Annotated in this window: 21 protein-coding genes and 1 pseudogene; 12 read left to right on the top strand and 10 right to left on the bottom strand. The window is 34.8% G+C overall.

The window, feature by feature from the left end; genetic code table 11:
- Positions 1-27: 27 nt before the first annotated feature.
- A complete protein-coding gene (locus AB1280_RS08275; RefSeq protein ID WP_272190826.1) occupies positions 28-489 on the bottom strand; it encodes a DinB family protein in 462 nt (153 codons plus the stop codon).
- A 166-nt stretch (positions 490-655) separates the two neighbouring features.
- Between AB1280_RS08275 and alr the strand changes: the two genes are divergently transcribed.
- On the top strand, positions 656-1,831 hold the full coding sequence (gene alr, locus AB1280_RS08270; RefSeq protein ID WP_429755528.1) for an alanine racemase: 1,176 nt from the start codon (positions 656-658) through the stop codon (positions 1,829-1,831).
- A gap of 134 nt (positions 1,832-1,965) precedes the next feature.
- Here the strand turns inward: alr and AB1280_RS08265 are convergent, their stop codons facing one another.
- From AB1280_RS08265 to AB1280_RS08255, 3 genes are all read right to left on the bottom strand, one after another.
- The gene (locus AB1280_RS08265; RefSeq protein ID WP_429755527.1) at positions 1,966-2,382 is read right to left on the bottom strand and encodes a GNAT family N-acetyltransferase; all 417 of its coding nucleotides are present in this window, start codon (positions 2,380-2,382) and stop codon (positions 1,966-1,968) included.
- Positions 2,383-2,418: 36 nt separating this feature from the next.
- Positions 2,419-3,294, bottom strand: coding sequence for a phosphotransferase (locus tag AB1280_RS08260; RefSeq protein WP_429757308.1), 876 nt, complete (start codon positions 3,292-3,294; stop codon positions 2,419-2,421).
- Positions 3,295-3,459: 165 nt separating this feature from the next.
- Positions 3,460-4,854, bottom strand: coding sequence for a PLP-dependent aminotransferase family protein (locus tag AB1280_RS08255; RefSeq protein WP_429755526.1), 1,395 nt, complete (start codon positions 4,852-4,854; stop codon positions 3,460-3,462).
- A 400-nt stretch (positions 4,855-5,254) separates the two neighbouring features.
- Between AB1280_RS08255 and AB1280_RS08250 the strand changes: the two genes are divergently transcribed.
- A complete protein-coding gene (locus AB1280_RS08250; protein WP_429755525.1) occupies positions 5,255-5,686 on the top strand; it encodes a GNAT family N-acetyltransferase in 432 nt (143 codons plus the stop codon).
- Between the two features lie 81 nt (positions 5,687-5,767).
- Here AB1280_RS08250 and AB1280_RS08245 read toward each other — a convergent pair.
- The 3 genes and pseudogenes from AB1280_RS08245 to AB1280_RS08235 form a co-directional block, all read right to left on the bottom strand.
- A pseudogene (locus tag AB1280_RS08245) lies at positions 5,768-5,911 on the bottom strand (DUF1648 domain-containing protein); the annotation flags it as partial.
- Positions 5,912-5,920: 9 nt separating this feature from the next.
- On the bottom strand, positions 5,921-6,967 hold the full coding sequence (locus AB1280_RS08240; protein ID WP_429755524.1) for an ABC transporter permease subunit: 1,047 nt from the start codon (positions 6,965-6,967) through the stop codon (positions 5,921-5,923).
- Positions 6,964-7,866: an ABC transporter permease subunit gene (locus tag AB1280_RS08235; RefSeq protein ID WP_272190817.1), complete on the bottom strand. Its 903-nt coding sequence runs from the start codon at positions 7,864-7,866 to the stop codon at positions 6,964-6,966. The genes AB1280_RS08240 and AB1280_RS08235 overlap by 4 nt, the downstream gene beginning before the upstream one ends.
- Positions 7,867-8,111: 245 nt before the next feature.
- On the opposite strand from AB1280_RS08235, the gene AB1280_RS08230 reads away from it, so the two are divergent.
- The 5 genes from AB1280_RS08230 to AB1280_RS08210 all read left to right on the top strand — a co-directional run bounded on the left by AB1280_RS08230 (position 8,112) and on the right by AB1280_RS08210 (position 11,039).
- Positions 8,112-8,678 (top strand): GNAT family N-acetyltransferase, encoded by a 567-nt coding sequence (locus AB1280_RS08230; protein ID WP_429755523.1) that lies wholly within the window; start codon positions 8,112-8,114, stop codon positions 8,676-8,678.
- 75 nt (positions 8,679-8,753) lie between these two features.
- Positions 8,754-9,239: an N-acetyltransferase family protein gene (locus AB1280_RS08225; protein ID WP_429755522.1), complete on the top strand. Its 486-nt coding sequence runs from the start codon at positions 8,754-8,756 to the stop codon at positions 9,237-9,239.
- Positions 9,240-9,261: 22 nt separating this feature from the next.
- Positions 9,262-9,705: a GNAT family N-acetyltransferase gene (locus tag AB1280_RS08220; protein WP_272190813.1), complete on the top strand. Its 444-nt coding sequence runs from the start codon at positions 9,262-9,264 to the stop codon at positions 9,703-9,705.
- Positions 9,706-9,757: 52 nt separating this feature from the next.
- A complete protein-coding gene (locus tag AB1280_RS08215; RefSeq protein WP_429755521.1) occupies positions 9,758-10,636 on the top strand; it encodes a phosphotransferase family protein in 879 nt (292 codons plus the stop codon).
- A 112-nt stretch (positions 10,637-10,748) separates the two neighbouring features.
- Entirely contained in the window at positions 10,749-11,039 is a 291-nt protein-coding gene (locus AB1280_RS08210; protein ID WP_429755520.1) for an antibiotic biosynthesis monooxygenase family protein, read from the top strand.
- A 76-nt stretch (positions 11,040-11,115) separates the two neighbouring features.
- On the opposite strand, the gene AB1280_RS08205 is transcribed toward AB1280_RS08210, so the two are convergent.
- Positions 11,116-11,901, bottom strand: a complete 786-nt coding sequence (locus tag AB1280_RS08205) for a GNAT family N-acetyltransferase (protein ID WP_429755519.1) — start codon at positions 11,899-11,901, stop codon at positions 11,116-11,118.
- A 132-nt stretch (positions 11,902-12,033) separates the two neighbouring features.
- Between AB1280_RS08205 and ytfJ the strand changes: the two genes are divergently transcribed.
- From ytfJ to AB1280_RS08185, 4 genes are all read left to right on the top strand, one after another.
- A complete protein-coding gene (gene ytfJ, locus AB1280_RS08200) occupies positions 12,034-12,459 on the top strand; it encodes a GerW family sporulation protein (RefSeq protein WP_272190810.1) in 426 nt (141 codons plus the stop codon).
- A gap of 161 nt (positions 12,460-12,620) precedes the next feature.
- A complete protein-coding gene (locus AB1280_RS08195) occupies positions 12,621-13,397 on the top strand; it encodes an oxalate:formate antiporter (RefSeq protein ID WP_272190860.1) in 777 nt (258 codons plus the stop codon).
- A 53-nt stretch (positions 13,398-13,450) separates the two neighbouring features.
- Entirely contained in the window at positions 13,451-13,771 is a 321-nt protein-coding gene (locus AB1280_RS08190) for a hypothetical protein (protein ID WP_272190809.1), read from the top strand.
- Positions 13,772-13,837: 66 nt separating this feature from the next.
- A complete protein-coding gene (locus AB1280_RS08185; protein ID WP_429755518.1) occupies positions 13,838-14,050 on the top strand; it encodes a hypothetical protein in 213 nt (70 codons plus the stop codon).
- Between the two features lie 94 nt (positions 14,051-14,144).
- Here AB1280_RS08185 and AB1280_RS08180 read toward each other — a convergent pair whose 3' ends face one another.
- Complete coding sequence (locus AB1280_RS08180; RefSeq protein ID WP_429755516.1) at positions 14,145-14,735, bottom strand: hypothetical protein; 591 nt, start codon at positions 14,733-14,735, stop codon at positions 14,145-14,147.
- Between the two features lie 186 nt (positions 14,736-14,921).
- On the bottom strand, positions 14,922-15,260 hold the full coding sequence (locus AB1280_RS08175) for a permease (RefSeq protein WP_429755515.1): 339 nt from the start codon (positions 15,258-15,260) through the stop codon (positions 14,922-14,924).
- A 210-nt stretch (positions 15,261-15,470) separates the two neighbouring features.
- On the opposite strand from AB1280_RS08175, the gene AB1280_RS08170 reads away from it, so the two are divergent.
- Positions 15,471-16,151 carry a class I SAM-dependent methyltransferase gene (locus tag AB1280_RS08170; RefSeq protein WP_429755514.1) on the top strand — a complete coding sequence of 227 codons (681 nt, stop codon included), beginning with the start codon at positions 15,471-15,473 and terminating at the stop codon, positions 16,149-16,151.
- Positions 16,152-16,214: the final 63 nt, after the last annotated feature.

Below are 16,214 nucleotides of genomic sequence, written 5' to 3'. Positions count from 1 at the left end.
AATGTGATCCGCAAATTTCTTTATTTCTTATTCGAATAAGGGAATTAGCAGATCCTTTACGTGTTCTACTAATAGGGTATGTAATTGACCGCGATGATGATAAAAATGTGCAACAATTTCCAATAACCATTCAAACCGAGAGTAGGAGGCGCCCCAGTAGGAATGGGTGACTTCTTCAAGTTCTGTTAAGGAATAGGCTTGAAATATTTTAGAAAGAAGCTGGAAACCTTCTATCATTGTCTGCTGTACTTCTTCAAGCGTGTGCGGCGTATGTTGTTTGTAAAATGTATCTAACTCTTCCTTTGATGATTCATTTAAAATGAGAAAATCAGCATGGCAAATCAGAGATAGATGCGTACAAATTTCAAAGAGAGATCGTTTATTTTCGAGCGGTCGTTGCTGTAATTCATCGTAAGTAACCTGTTCTAACATCAGTATTGTAGAATCAATCGCAATTTCTAATTGATGCAGTGCAGCTTGAACAAACATTGTATTTCTCCTCACATCTGTTTATAATAAGTTTTTAAGGGTATTATATCACACTTAATGTTCTGAAAATTCTAGTAGTTTGACTAGGAAAATGAAAAGTATTATAGTGTTAAAGGTCCTATTGAACGATAAATAGAATGGAATTATTGAGTTAGGAGTTAGAATAATGATTTCAAGATACGGAAGAGATACAATAGTTGAAATAAATTTAGATGCTGTAAAACATAATGTGAGAGAATTTAAAAAACGTGTAAACGATGAAAATATTGCAATGATGGCAGCTGTAAAAGCAAATGGTTATGGTCATGGTGCTATTCAAGTTGCAAAAGCGGCGCTAGAAGCTGGAGTAAGTCATCTTGCAGTTGCTTTTGTGGATGAAGGAATTGAACTTCGTGAAGCGGGTATAACAGTACCGATATTAGTTCTGGGATATACGCCAGAGGAAGCTGTAATAGACGCAATCGAATACGATATTATGATAACTGTATACAGAATTGAAGATTTGAAAAATATTGATTGTATAGCAGAGCGTTTGCAAAAGAAGGCGCGAATTCAAATGAAAATTGATACAGGTATGAGCCGGATTGGTTTACAAGAAGAAGAAGTGGTACCGTTTCTTCAAGAATTGAAAAAGATGCAACATGTAGAAGTAGAAGGAATATTTACTCATTATTCTACAGCTGATGAAGTTGATAAAACATATACGTTGATGCAAAAAGATTTATTTGAGAAGGCTGTAAATATTGCAAAAGATATGGGGATTCATTTGCCATTTATTCATAGCTCGAATAGTGCGGGAACAATGGAGCTAAATAACGAATTTCAAAATATGGTTCGCGTTGGGATAGGGATATATGGAATGTATCCATCGAATGAAGTGAATCATAAGACAGTAGCACTTCAACCGATTTTAACATTAAAGTCCAAAGTGGCTCATGTGAAACGAGCTAAACAAGGAAGAGGGGTAAGCTACGGCAATACGTATGTTGCGACAGGGGAAGAATGGGTTGCTACGATTCCAATCGGATATGCAGATGGATTTAGTCGTCAATTGTCAAGTAAAGGGTATGCGCTTATTAATGGGATGAGAGTACCTATTATTGGTCGTGTTTGTATGGATCAGCTTATGCTCGATGTAACGAAAGTGATGCCTGTACATGTTGGGGATGAGGTTGTCCTATATGGTAAACAAGGTAATGAAGAAATTGCGATAGAAGAAGTTGCTGATATGTTAGGAACAATTAATTATGAAGTAACATGTATGTTAGATCGAAGAATTCCGCGTGTATATAAAGAAAATGATAAAATTGTTTGTGTCAAAAATCCATTAAGAAGAAAATAATGCATAAATAATTAAGACATTACATTCTCCTATATAATGCTACACTCTATAAAGGAGAAAAAAGAAAAGGATAGATAAAGCAGAGCAGTCTCTGTGTTATCTATCCTTTTTGTATAGCTTAAAAATTTTCTATACTAAATTCTCTTCTGTAAATAATAGTGATTATGTCCTTTGGGGAAATCTTCTATAACACCATATACTTCATAACCATGCTTTTTATAAAATTCGGGTGCTTGGAAACTAAAAGTGTCTAGTTTGATGAGCGTACAATCTGTCTCTTTTGCTATTTTTTCGGCTTCTAACAGAAGTTTACTGCCGTAACCTTGGTGACGTAGGCTGTCATCGACCCATAAAATATCAACGTGTAGGCATTGCCAAAAAATAATCCCGATTAAACCAGCTACGATTTCTTCATTTTCATTTTTTACTGTTAAACAGACGTCTTTTAGAGGTGATGGTTTACTTTCTGAAACTTGTGAGTTATTGAAGGAAATGAGTTGTTTTCTGATATAATCGCTATCTTTTTTACTCCATTTGTTTTGAATTTGCATCTTGTATTCTCCTCCTTATATTGTGTTATTTGATAATTAAAAAAAAGATGGGTGTTCCATCCACTCGCCTAGGTCCACACTTCCTTGAACAGAAAGTAAACGATATAAATATCGATATGGTTCTCTGCATTGTGTCAAGTTTGGAAGAGGGGAGATAGTCTCATAGCCTTTTCGAAATGCTGCAGCTTCTGTTTTTGTAAATAAATATTCTAATCCAATCAAATCAAATTCTCGTGGTCCAATAGCGTAAGCTTCTGTATCTACAAGTCCCGTAATTTTTTGCCCGTCTGTTAAAAATTGTGTTGGATCCATATCAATAAGAATGAATGATGCTTCTTTTGGTACGGGAAGAGACGCTGTTTGAGAAATAAATTTTTTAAACCTATTACGAATTTTTGGATTATGTGAGTGAAATCGTTCTATAAGTTTTGTGCTGGTTTGTATCATATGTTGATGAAATGTATGTAATGGAATTTGATGTGTTCTAGATGGATTACCGACATAGTTTGTTTTGTATTGATGAATTTCAGCTAAACCTTTTCCAAATTTATATAGTAGAGAGTCAGGCTGATTGATGAAAGATTGCAGCGTTTGTCCTTCTAGTTTTTCAACGACAATGTACTCTCGATCTAGTACGTACTTGCTTAACAACTTAGGAATAGGGAGAGTCGTATATTGTCCGAGTGTATGATTGACAATTTCTAGCTTATGAACAAATCGTGGGTCAATTCCGAATAATTGTTTACACCCCCACCAAAAATCATTATTTGGTTCTTCGTCTAATTTAGAAGAGCGAACAATGACTTCTTCATCTTTTGTTTTTACTAACCATACATTACTTGCATGGTCTTCGTAGCCAGGATGTAATTCTTCTATGTGTAAAATAGGGGAAGGAAACATTGTTTGTAGCATCATATCGTATATGAACTCCCTTTTCGAAAAATTCATTCAAATTTATTATATAATATTTATTGATAAAATAGGGATATTTTAGGTAGATATGTAATGGGATAGAATCACAAAAAGTGTTGTAAATAGATGAAATACATCGTTTACAGCACTTTTTGTGTATGTTACCTAAAACCAAGCTTTCTTTAATAATTGTATAGCACAGAGAATGTTGTCTGCTGATAGCCCTCCAAACCCCATCAATACGTAAGATTCCTTTCGTAAATCATTTACTGCATCATATGGAGAAATAGGATATACTTTGACGCCTTTTTCAGCTGCCTTATCAATAAGCTCTTGTTCATTCATCCCGTTATAAACGTGTAATACAATATGAAGACCAGAATCAGAACCTATGATATCTACTAGAGGTCCCATCTCTTTTTGGATGGTCTGTACTAAGAAGTGATGTTTCTTTTTATATACAGTACGAATTCGGTTTAAGTGCCGCTCCCAATATCCTTCTTTCATAAATGTTGCAAACGTAAGTTGCTGTATTTTGGAGACGGTTTGTTTGAAAATGGTTCCATCATGTTCATAGTTTGCTAGTAAAGTTTGCGGAAGAACCATGTAACTCATTCGAAATGAAGGTAAAAATGATTTTGAAAATGTGCCCATATAAATAACACGCCCGTTGGTATCTAACCCTTGTAAGGAAGGAATCGGTTTTCCTATGTAACGAAATTCACCGTCATAATCATCTTCTATAATGTACCCGTTATTGTCGTTAGCCCACTTTAGTAGTTCCATTCGACGGGAAAGTGGCATAATCATTCCATATGGAAATTGATGAGACGGTGTTACATATGCGACATTCGCACCACTTTCATATAAAGAAGAAATGTGAATCCCTTTTTCATCTAGAGAAATTGGCTGTATTTGTAATCCGCAACTTTGCATGACAGCTCTTACGCGGTGGAAGCCGGGATTTTCCATTGCATAAATGTTCTCATAACCAAGTAATTGCAAAAGTAACCAAAGAAGTGGCTGTGTACCCGCTCCAATAATAATTTGTTCTGGAGTAGATTGAACACCGCGTGCTTGATAGAGATAATGAGAAATTTCAGAACGTAGTTGCCATTCACCTTGAGGGTCTTCTTTTGTAAACAAATCATTCTCATATTCTAAGAGACAATTATTTGTGATCTTTTTCCAAGTAGATAATGGAAAGGAAGAGGTATCAATGCTTCCTTGACTGAAATTGAAACGGAAATTCTCCTGAATAGATGTTCTTCTATTTACTATATTTTTATTATTTGTTGTTCGAATCAAATCGTAATCTATACTCGCCGCAAATAAACCACGTCTATGTTTACTCTCTACATATCCTTCAGCTATTAACTGTTGATATGCATATTCCACTGTATTACGGCTTACATTAAGCTGCAAAGATAAATTCCGATGAGATGGCAGGCGGCTACCGGCTTCAATACCTCCTTGTAAGATTTCTTTTTTCATATAGTTATAAATTTGTATGTAAAGAGGTATTTCACTTTTTGAATCTAATGGGATGGTAAGTTCCATTGGCATCAACCTTTCAAACTGCCCCTGTAAAAAAGAAAAAAACTGTCACTTATAAAAGGGGTATGTAATTTTTATAATAACAATCATAAAACATTTTGAATTTTTGATAAAGTGAAACTTTAATCAGTGGGGAGCTTTATCCTCCCCTGATTATTAGTTGAACCAATCGGGCTTTTACGGATAGTTGTCCCACACCTATCTTCTTTAGAAAAGCGGAGGCGGCTTGCTCAGAATCGCAGGACGTTGGGGCCCCCGACAGAGAGGTGCTTTTTGCCTCGTCAGAGGGAGCGAAACGGCCGGAGATTCTAGCCGCTAGAGCTTGACAACGCTTCTCTTTGAATCTTAAGGTGGGGGGCTTACTGCCCCGTTAAGGCGGGATAAATAGCTGGGGGGAAAGAATATGAATACACATGTACAAGAGGTAAAAACAGAGCAAGAATTTTGTAGAGTGTTACCGGTATTACAACAACTGCGACCTAAACTTACTAGAGAAGAAGCGCTGTCTCTTTTAGAAAGGATGAAAGAAGAAAATTATCGTCTATTTGCTTTGTATAATAGTGAAGGGGAAGTAGTGAGTCTAGCAGGAACGGCAATTTGTACAAATTTTTATAATAAGAAACATGTTTTTATATATGATCTTGTTACAGCAGAAGCACATCGTTCAAGAGGATATGGAGAGAATCTACTTTCCTATATTGAGGAGTGGGGCAAAGAAAATGATTGTTCTTGTGTTGTATTAACTTCAGCGTTTCCAAGATTAGAAGCCCATCGTTTTTATAAGAGAGAAGGGTATGAGAAGGTGAGTTATTCGTTTTGGAAGGAAATAAAATAAAGCAGGGGGAATCTCCTGCTTTATTTTATACAAAGAGTTGCTTTACAGAGAAGAAGACTGCTTAATAGCAATTGTTCCATGTGTTCCTTTTGTTAGAGTAGAAGTGGGATTTCCGTTGAAATCCCACTTTGTTACGACTTCAGGTGGTAAGAAAAAGTATAGGATGATGTTTGTCGTAATAATGATACATGGCAAAATGAAGCCGAATTTATTTTTCTTAGAAATTCCTTCTTTCTACATATTTGCAGGAGACCGATAAGGGTGTTCAGGTTTGTTAGCGAATGTAAAGGACTGCTTATCCTTTTTGTATTGAGATGTTTCTTTTTTTCTTTCAATCTTTTTAATAGAATATTCTTGCTTGGCTAAAGCATCTTGAATTCCTGTTGTCATTAGTTTCAGTATGAGGATAGTTAGAAATAGAGCCACAAGTGTGCTAAAAACAATCCATATAGAAATATTTAGTTCAAAATAGTTGAGACCAATAAGTCCTGCCCAGTCGTTAGATAGTGAAATAAATTTATCTTCTCCAAAATCGGCACTTTTCTTTTGTACCCCTCCGATAAATTGGCTTACCAGTGCAAGATGGGTGATTAACAGAAGAGTTTGGATAATATGCTGCATAAACAATAGGAAGAGACGATCTTTAAGTAATACGCGTAAATGTGTACGAACAATGTGTATGCGGCTTGCTCCCATCAGCTGTGAACTTAAAATATATTCTTGTTTTATAAATTCATCAATTTCAGAAGATACATATGTTGTTATAGTAGGTAAAACAACAAGGACGAGAACGATAGCTTGATAAGAAAGAAGAGAAAAGTTGACTTCGAGTTTACTATCTAAGTTTGAAAAAAACATTTTGTTCATAGGCTGCATTAATAAATATGCAATGAAAACGGTTGGTAAATAATAAAATACTTCTGTGCATGTTTTTATAAAAGATTTTAATCGCGTTACATATAAGCTTAATAACACACCAAGTATTGTGCCAAGTAAGACCCGCAATAGACTAATTCCAATTGCGAATAAAATTGTAAATTTTGCTCCATCTAATATTTGAAAGAAGATAGATTCCCCAAAGCGATCCGAACCAAGCGGAGGCATTTGCTTTGGGGAAAATGGTGAAGCGGCAATTAATTCTCCATTCTCATCGTATAACAGTCTCATTGGCTTTAAAGTATCTTCTTTGAAGTAGAGGCCATAAATAAAACTAGCGATGACAAGTACGACAATATATGTTAATCCCAATACAAAACGTTTTGATTTCCAAATAGCCTTCATATAACCTCTCCATTCATTTGTGTTTGCCATCTTTTCATAAAATAAGAACAAATTTGAAACAAAAGGTAAAAAGGCATAACAATCATTAAAAGTACGATAAATGTAATGGATGGTGAAAAATGATTTGTGAAAATAAGGAATTGAATAATGCCTGACATGTGAAACACACATTCTAGTACAAATAAATTAGAAAGTAAAAAGACAAAAATCATTTTTGAATGATGGAATAGGTGAATAAAAATATTTTTAAATAAATGTATACGGATGATATGGCTTGATGAAAGGCCCTTCCCATAGGCAACTTCAACATACGGTTTTATACGCTCTTCCTCTATGTACAATATCATCATTCGGAACATTTGAATTGTAGGGAGTATTGACAAACAAGCAATAGGTAGTATATACGCTTTGTTTTCATTGAATGTCATAATATGTACTGGCAATTCACCTGTTTGACGAAAATACCACATAAAAAACATTTGTATACAGATCATAATCATTACATCAGGGATAGCTTCCAATACGAAAACGGTGCGCTGAATCAAATTTTTAAGCCGTTTTGATGATAAAAAATAAAAATAAGCAATACTTACTGCAACAAATATAGAAAGAAATAGGGTGGCAAATAAAATAGTAAATGAATAACTGTATGGTTCTAATACATTAGGAAACAAGGGAACGGTTTTCAAGTTACCTGTAGGGGCAGGAGTTTGAAAAGTAAGCGATTGTAAAGAGAAAATTTGTTTTCCCATTTTAGTGATGGCCTGTATGAATTGGCTTGGTTGAAATGAAATATTTTTGCTTTCGCTTATAAATAGGGCTGGGATGTTCAATAGAATAAGTAACGAAATGAAAACAGTTAGTAGCTGTATAAAAGATTTCCCTAGTTTTCTTAACATAAAACCCCTCCAAAAGTACATTTTTACAATATTATACAAAATAATCGGCTATTTGTTTTGATTTTTCAGAAAAAATATTATAATAAATAAAACTAGCAAAAATATAATGTTTATCTAGTTCGTGTGCAAGGTTTCAAACAAAGGGAGAAAGCAAATGCATGTCAGATCAGTGACTTGTATTGCGAGTAATTTAAATGGATTTATATAGCAATTGAAAGAAAAGAAAGTACTTATAGGAGGATTTTATGAAACAAATGTATTTAAAAGGTGAAAAAGTAGTTGTTCGAATAATAGAAGACGAGGATTTGTACCCGTTATGGCAGGAAGTTTATAAAGAAGAACATCCAGAGTGGAAAAAATGGGATGCACCATATTTTCCGTTCGTAAGACAAGAGTTTGCTGCTTTTCAAGAAGGGCTACATTCTAAATTAATGAAAGACCCATATTCAAAGTTTCTTATTGAAAAAGATGGTGAAATTATAGGGATTGTAACGTATTACTGGGAACATGAGCCGTCACGTTGGTTAGAGATTGGAATTACAATTTACAATCCAGCATATTGGAATGGAGGTTATGGAACAGAAGCTTTACGCATGTATATTGACTTTCTATTCCAGCAAATGACGATTGAAAGGGTTGGTTTGACAACATGGTCAGGAAATAGCCGTATGATGAAAGTAGCTGAGAAACTCGGTATGCAGTTAGAAGGAAGAATGAGAAAATGTCGTTATTATAATGGGGAGTATTATGACTCAATTCGGATGGGAATGATCCGTGAGGAATGGGAAGAAATGAAAACAGCGAAGAGATAAGTCGTTTGTACCAAGTGATTATAACGTTTGATAAATGATTTGTAAGACGTATAAAAAGGAGTAGGAGGAATCTCTATGAATTTTGTGATTCGTGAGATGAAAGAAGAAGATATTCCATCTGTTCAATATGTGGCTAAGACTTCTTGGAACGATACATATAAAGACATTATTCCAGTAGCAGTACAAGAGAAGTTTTTAGAGCATGCTTATTCTTATGGCATGATGAAGCATCGTTTACAACATTCACATTTGTTTGTAGGAGAAGTAGATGGGAATATTGTTGGGTTTGTCAATTTCTCGCCAATAAAGTATCAAAATGAAGCTGAGTTAGGAGCGATATACTTATTGGCCGCATATCGAGGGAATGGTATCGGAACAGCGTTATTGCGTAAAGGAATTACAATATTAGAAGGTGTTAAGAAGATATATATTAACGTAGAATCAGAGAATAAAATTGGAAAAGCATTTTATACTGCAAAAGGATTTGCAGTGGTAGATGCGTTTGAAGATGACTTTGACGGGCATATGCTGAAAACATTAAGAATGGTATTGCATGTATAGTAGAGGAAGGAAAGTGGTTCTTATGATTCAAAGAGCAACTGAAAGTGATGCGGAAAAGATTTTAACTTATGCGGCTCAGTCTTTATATGAAGGGACAATGAAAACGAGTAAGTTTAGTCAAGAGAAAGTACTAGAAATTACGATGCCTCTTTTAGAAAAAGGCGCATATTACCTTGTAATTAAACAAGATAATATTTTAAAAGGGTGGGTATTGATTGGTAGCAATAAGGATTATTTTTCTGGGGAAGAACTGGGTTTTATTTATGAATTGTATATATTTCCCCCTTATCGTGGGGAAGGTCTTTCAAGACAGCTTATGAGGGCAGCGGTTGATGAACTTGATAAGTTGGGCTACTTAGAAATTCGTTTGAATGTATTTGCAGGGAATTTTGCGAAAGAGTTGTATAAAGAAATGGGGTTTGTTGAAAGACAAATTGTTATGAGTTTGAGACGTGAGAGTAAATAAATAGGGAAGAAAAGTAGAATTTCGCAACAATTAGAGTCAAGAAGGTGAAGAAATGGTAAGAGAAAATGAGTACGTTCAATACTTGGGAAATATTTACCCGAACCTTGACGTGCAGACTGCCTATGTAAATGATATTGGTCAAAATAACGATGTACTAATTGTAAATGAAAATATAGTATTTCGTTTTCCAAAATATAAAGAAGGAATTGCAAAACTCATTGCTGAGACAAAGCTATTAGAGAAAATACAAAGCTATGTTTCGCTTCCCATCCCTTGTCCAAGCTATCAACATTTTCAATCAATGGAGCCAGGGAAAGTATTTTCTGGTTATAACAAAATTAATGGGGAGCCATTCTGGAATACAACATTTTTTCAGCTGTCCGAAGAAGAACAAAGTACAAGTACAGCGCAATTGGTAAATTTTTTAAAAGAGTTGCATAGCATACCAGTTCCTGAAATTAGTTCCATTCTAAAAGGAGATATTGCTGATATATATAGTGAAATAGAAAGTTTATATTTTCAATTGAAAGAGAAATTGTTTTCTTATATGAAAGAAAGTGCAAGGAAAGATGTCTCTCAATCTTTTGAAGCTTATTTAAGTGATAACAGTCATTTTACATTTCAGCCATGTCTTATTCATGGAGATTTTGGGATGACAAATATTTTATATGATGGTGAAAAGAACAGAATCTCAGGGATTATTGACTTTGGCGGGGCCAGTATTGGTGATCCGGCATACGATTTTGCAGGATTATTATCTAGCTATGGAAGTCATTTTTTAGAGAGATTTTCATCGTTGTATCCGAATTTTGACCAAGTGATGGATAGAATGAATTTTTATAAAAGTACGTTTGCTTTGCAAGAAGCATTATTTGGATTAAGGAATAATGATAGAAAAGCATTTGAAAAGGGGATAAAAGATTATATCTAATAAGGGCATACGTAATATAGAAAGTATTACAATGCAGTGGCAATTGGGTTATTACGAGAAGAATAGAATTTACAAATTTCGACTTGTAATAAAAAATTAGGAGATGATGGTGGTGATATTAGAGACAGCGATGCTCAAAGTGAAGCTTGGAATGGAAAATGAATTTGAACATGCCTTTCAAGAGGCTTCTAACATTATTTCTTCTATGAAAGGTTATCGTGGTCATATACTTTATAAATGTATAGAAACCAAGGGGAAATATCTTCTATTAGTGAATTGGGAGACGTTAGAAGATCATACGGAAGGATTTCGAAAATCAAGTGAGTATGAAGAATGGAAAAAGAGATTACACCACTTTTATGAGCCGTTTCCAATTGTAGAGCATTTTCAGTATGTAAAGTGAGAAAGGATTTAACATGAATATAATGAAACTGCCATCAGTAGGAATGAAGATATTCTATGCTGATGGCAGTTTCGTTTTAGCGATACATTGTCCAAGTTCCAATATCTTCAAATCCTAAACGTTTATAAATTCGTCCAGCAGCAGGATTGCTGTAAAATAGACAAAGCGTCCTGCCTTCCGCGATAAAATCTTGAATCATTTTACTTACGATATTGGAAGCGTATCCTTTACCGCAGTGATTTGGATGTGTACATACACCTACAACCATAGCAGATAACGAGTTTTCAGCAGATGTGGACGCACATGCAATAATTTCTCCGTTTTTCTCTATGTAATAAGTCCGGCCAGTGTTTGTTTCAATTGCTTGGCGAAGGAGTTTCCCGCTATTGTCTGCCAACGTAAATTCAGTAATTTGTTTTCGTAAATGCATAATGCGATCTACGTCGAAGGCAGTTGCTATTTTTATGTCCTCTTTGCTTGTATCTTTGATTAATTGTTTTGCAGTTGTACATTCACAAAAGTATGTCTGCAGTTTTTTACCAAGATTTAAGTTCGTAAAATTTTCAAACTGCTCGACAACCTCTGATTTTCCAGAGAGTTTAATATGGTCATAGTTAAGAAATTGATTCATGAATGCTTCTGGTTGGAATGAATCCTCAGCATAAGCAATAAAGGAGTCATGGAAACGCAATAGGACAGCGTGTAATTTATTTTCTATCGTAAATTGTCCCCATAATTCTTGAAATTCTTGATTATATCCAAATGCCTCAATATCACCGATTAAGAATAAATTAAATGCAGCTTCTTTTCTTAAGAAAGAAATTACTTGTTTATGATCTTGTTCTGTTAATTTGCGAATCATATTTGCTGCCCCTCCTTTTTTGTATTTTCTAAATATTAGTACGCATTATTTTAAAAATCAACAAAAAATTTATGTTTAGTTCACAATGTTTAGGAAAAACTAGGAAGGATATGAAAAAGGAGGTTATGAACGGTGGATCATCCAATTCAAGGGCTGATGAAAGCAGCTATGGAAAATTTGAAGGAAATGGTTGATGTCAATACAATTGTCGGTGAGCCTGTTCAAACAGCTGATGGTGGCGTTGTATTAACTGTTTCAAAGGTAGCGTTTGGTTTTGGAGCAGGGGGATCAGATTTTTCCACAAATGATGTACAAAAGGTACAAGGTAACCCTGCATTTGGTGGTGGAAGTGCTGGTGGAGTCTCTATTACACCGGTTGCTTTTCTTGTTGTAAATAAGGATGGCGTAAATATTCTTCATTTACAAAATGCAACACATCTAGCGGAAAAAGTAATTGAACTTGCCCCGCAAACCATTGATAAAATCCAGTCGATATTTCAAAATAATAAAAAGCAAGATCATTTACATCATCCAAAAAATCCAGATGAAATCGTATGAAAAATGCCTGTTTTTAAACAGGCATTTTTTCTTGTAATGGAGATGTAATAAAACTCATAAAAATGTAAATAGTTTTTGAAGTTTTTTCTATATTTCTAAAAATTTTCGTGATAAAATATCCTATAGTATTGAAACATATAAAACGAAGGTGGCTAGGTGCTTTGTCTGGAGGATCTGACCAAATCAAGAATATGATTTACATTAATGGTAATCGTCGCAATCATTGTTTTATCACGTCTGGAATTACGTTTGAGGAGTTTGCAAGTAATATTCCTTCACCGCTTCATCAAATGCTGCTTTTAAAGCATAGTTTTGAATGGACGGATTTTCATTATCATACTTTATTTGAATATGTAGAAGAAGAGAATATGCATAAATTAATTTCAGCAGATGTCGGGGAGTTTGAGGGATTTTGCTGGGTTGATTTTGATGATGTAAATGACTTGGATGAATTGGAGCCAAAAGAAATTGCAGAATTGCTTTATTTGGCACACAAAAAGGAACCACTTGGGAAGCCTTTTTTCCCGCTTCTGAAAAATAGATTTGTTTATCTTTCTCACGATGATGGCTGGTATAATAAAGTATATTACCGAAGAATGCAGGAGTTTGTAGGCATGCTTAGTAAGGTAATTCCTTATAAACTTGGCTCATTTGGAAAAAAACGATTTGCATTCTTTCAAAAATCGAAAATTTATCCAGCAATATCAAAAGAGGTTATTCTTGAACTTCTGCCATTTATGGAAGATGGCTTATACTTAGACTTAGCAGGAAAAATAGAATCAAGACGAGGTTTAGAGATTCCTGTTTATGTCATCGGTTCTTATGAAAGTACGGATGAAGTTTTAGATGGGTTAGAAGATTTGAAAAGTGAAGCTTCTAAAACAGGATGGCTTATCTTTGAGAAGAAAGAACAAGAGTGGCAGTGGATAATGGATTAAGGGAACTTGACGATATGAGTCAAGTTTTCTTTCTTTTTTGGAAAGGAGACAAGATGGAGAAAAATTTTATAATAATAGGGATTAGTAGTATTATACTTGTTGCAATCTTGCTGTTAACATGTCCGAAAGAAGCGGACTTTCAAAAGCATTTAGAAGACAAATATTCAATAGTGTGTAATGAAGTGGATTTTAAGTGTACGCAGAAAAAAGATCAAAAAGAAGAGAAATTCGAGTTTGTTAGTAAGGATGTTCGAAATGGTGTATTTTTTATAAAGGTAGAGCAGACGTTTCAAACAGAAACAGAGAAAAAGAAGACGTACAGCGCTATTGGAGTATTGGGCATGTTTCTCTTTTCCTCTGAAAAGACTTTCTAATCTTGAAGGTCTTTTTTTTGTACCCCCCTTCATATAGTTAAGATAAGACAAGCTTAGGGGGGAGTTATGTTGAATAAGATTTGCATGATTTGCGGGGGAGCAGACTTTTTTTCGTCCACCTTATATGCTCGTACAAAACAAGACTGGGCATATGCACCGAATATGTATCGATTTGAAAAAGTATTTATTGAACAGCGAGATGAGGAGAACTATCCGGTGTTTCAAGAAATTACTGCCTATCATTGTAGTAGCTGCGGTTATGTCATGTTATTTCGTTAATAAACACCAGGCATGTAAGGGAAAGTATATCTTTCTTATGCTTGAAAGGAAATAGGCAAAGTTTTTTTGTTAGTTGGAAAGAGTATATAAGCGTTTAAGAGATAAAAAGTTTAGGTCCGCCGTCGGAAAGTTGTTGCTTTGAGTTAAAGCTTTTGGAACAACCTTCTATTTGATCGCTATCCATTCCGCTGTTGAACGCTAGAGAATCTTTAGCACCACCAACTGAAAATTGTTGTTTTGTGTTGGAACTTTCAATTGCAGAGTTTGTGCCACTTGCACTGTATGTGCCGCCGCTCGCTACTTGAGTCGCAGAAGAGGGGGATTCAGTTGCACTTTCATCAGTAAGATGAATTTGATTATTAAGAACAATAACAATTTCATTGTCGCCGCAACATTGTTTATCTTTTTCATGTGGTTCGAGTTGCTTACCTTCCATACCTTCATTTTTTGCTGTTCCTTCTGCACCAACACTTTCTTGTTGCTCTGTGTTTGATGAATCCAAAGCTGCATTATTTCCTGCCGCACTGCTGCGACCGGCGCTACTCGCAATTTGTGTAGTATATGGTGCATTGGTAAATTGGTTATTAATTACAACAACAATTTTCGTTTTCTCATGTGCTGGTCGTTCAACAGTTGTTTTCTTTCCATCTATTTCGACGGAGACGGCTACTTTTTCATTTTCCAAATTAATAAAGTACTCCTTTTTTTTATTAGTATATGTACTCTTATTCATTTTGAAATGGACAAACTTCTAGCTTTAAAATGAATGGTGAAAAAATAAGTTGTATATGAGAAAAAGGAGTGACAGACTCACTCCTTTTTCTTAGTGTGTATATATTTTGTGTCATAATTTGTATGAAACAAGTGTTTTTTAAAGTGCTGATAAGAAGAACGGATATAATAAACTAAACAGTAAAGAAAATCCTCCGAATCCAATGGCTGTATATCCGAGTGTTTTTGCTTCGTAATGAACAGCAAGAAGTCCAATTAAAATAGAAAGCGATCCAAGTGTAATGGGATAGAAAGCAATTGAAAATAAAGAGAGAAATAACGCAACGTATCCAACAATTCCACCGATGTCTGTCCGCTCTGCTTCTTTATGAATTTCTTTACGGCGACGTCTAATTGGAAGTCGCTGAGGGGTAATTTCTATCGCATATTCTTCCTGTTTTTCTCCGCTTTTTAGATGATGTGTTCGTTTTTTTTGCAAGGAATATCCCTCTCTTTCGAATTAGGGTATGCTTAGTATTTTTTATTAAATAAGAAAAAATGCTTATTATTTATATACAACCAAAGAAAAAAATGGAGAAATAATTATCTGTTGCTATATTATCCATCTCTTCTGAAGAATAAACAGGAAAAATGCAAAATGATGTAGAATGCCTTTTACTTAGATGTAAATTGGAAAGGTGGGAGAAGAATGACGGGATTTAATTGGCATGAAGCAGCGCAGCAAAAATGGGATGATAATGCGGATTTTTGGAATCAAAATAGTCATGAAATGTGGGATAATGGTAGCCGCAGTACAATTATTCCGTTTTTACAAAAATACATACGAAGTGGAGAAACTGTTCTTGATGTAGGGTGTGGGGATGGATATGGTACATACAAACTAAGTAAAGCTGGTTACAAAGCTTGTGGTATTGATTTATCAGAGCAAATGATTGAAAAAGCAAAAAAGCGAGGTGAACATTCTAATTTATCGTTTATAGTGGGCGATCTTACTTCATTGCCGTTCCAAGATGAGGAGTTTGCATCTGTTTTAGCGGTAAATTCATTAGAATGGACTGAAGCACCTCTTCAAGCGTTGCAGGAAATAAAACGAGTGTTAGGAAAAGAAGGTTATGCCTGTATTGCTATTTTAGGACCAACTGCAAAGCCCCGTGAGAATAGCTATCCGCGTTTATATGGGAAAAATGTCATTTGTAATACAATGATGCCATGGGAATTTCAAAAACTTGCACAGGAGCAAGGGTTATATTTGATAGATGGAATGGGAGTATATAAACGAGGAGTAAATGAAAAAATGATTGGGCAACTTCCGCTTGAATTGCAGCAAGCTTTAACATTTATGTGGGTATTTATGTTCCAAAAGAAGTAACTTTTCTTGCTGAAAATGGGTACTAAATCTGCACTTATGGAAGTTTCGCTTTAAAGTTGGAAT

Source organism: Bacillus sp. S10(2024) (assembly GCF_050473865.1).
Classification (GTDB): Bacteria; Bacillota; Bacilli; order Bacillales; family Bacillaceae_G; genus Bacillus_A.
Note: the sequence above shows the minus strand (reverse complement) of the source record. Positions and strands in the feature narration are given on the sequence as shown.

Excerpts from the sequence above, each read along its gene's own strand:
- AB1280_RS08275 (WP_272190826.1), bottom strand. The coding sequence starts at position 489 with ATGTTTGTTCAAGCTGCACTGCATCAATTAGAAATTGCGATTGATTCT.
- alr (WP_429755528.1), top strand. The coding sequence starts at position 656 with ATGATTTCAAGATACGGAAGAGATACAATAGTTGAAATAAATTTAGAT.
- AB1280_RS08265 (WP_429755527.1), bottom strand. The coding sequence starts at position 2,382 with ATGCAAATTCAAAACAAATGGAGTAAAAAAGATAGCGATTATATCAGA.
- AB1280_RS08260 (WP_429757308.1), bottom strand. The coding sequence starts at position 3,294 with ATGCTACAAACAATGTTTCCTTCCCCTATTTTACACATAGAAGAATTA.
- AB1280_RS08255 (WP_429755526.1), bottom strand. The coding sequence starts at position 4,854 with ATGGAACTTACCATCCCATTAGATTCAAAAAGTGAAATACCTCTTTAC.
- AB1280_RS08250 (WP_429755525.1), top strand. The coding sequence starts at position 5,255 with ATGAATACACATGTACAAGAGGTAAAAACAGAGCAAGAATTTTGTAGA.
- AB1280_RS08240 (WP_429755524.1), bottom strand. The coding sequence starts at position 6,967 with ATGAAGGCTATTTGGAAATCAAAACGTTTTGTATTGGGATTAACATAT.
- AB1280_RS08235 (WP_272190817.1), bottom strand. The coding sequence starts at position 7,866 with ATGTTAAGAAAACTAGGGAAATCTTTTATACAGCTACTAACTGTTTTC.
- AB1280_RS08230 (WP_429755523.1), top strand. The coding sequence starts at position 8,112 with ATGAAACAAATGTATTTAAAAGGTGAAAAAGTAGTTGTTCGAATAATA.
- AB1280_RS08225 (WP_429755522.1), top strand. The coding sequence starts at position 8,754 with ATGAATTTTGTGATTCGTGAGATGAAAGAAGAAGATATTCCATCTGTT.
- AB1280_RS08220 (WP_272190813.1), top strand. The coding sequence starts at position 9,262 with ATGATTCAAAGAGCAACTGAAAGTGATGCGGAAAAGATTTTAACTTAT.
- AB1280_RS08215 (WP_429755521.1), top strand. The coding sequence starts at position 9,758 with ATGGTAAGAGAAAATGAGTACGTTCAATACTTGGGAAATATTTACCCG.
- AB1280_RS08205 (WP_429755519.1), bottom strand. The coding sequence starts at position 11,901 with ATGATTCGCAAATTAACAGAACAAGATCATAAACAAGTAATTTCTTTC.
- AB1280_RS08190 (WP_272190809.1), top strand. The coding sequence starts at position 13,451 with ATGGAGAAAAATTTTATAATAATAGGGATTAGTAGTATTATACTTGTT.
- AB1280_RS08185 (WP_429755518.1), top strand. The coding sequence starts at position 13,838 with ATGTTGAATAAGATTTGCATGATTTGCGGGGGAGCAGACTTTTTTTCG.
- AB1280_RS08170 (WP_429755514.1), top strand. The coding sequence starts at position 15,471 with ATGACGGGATTTAATTGGCATGAAGCAGCGCAGCAAAAATGGGATGAT.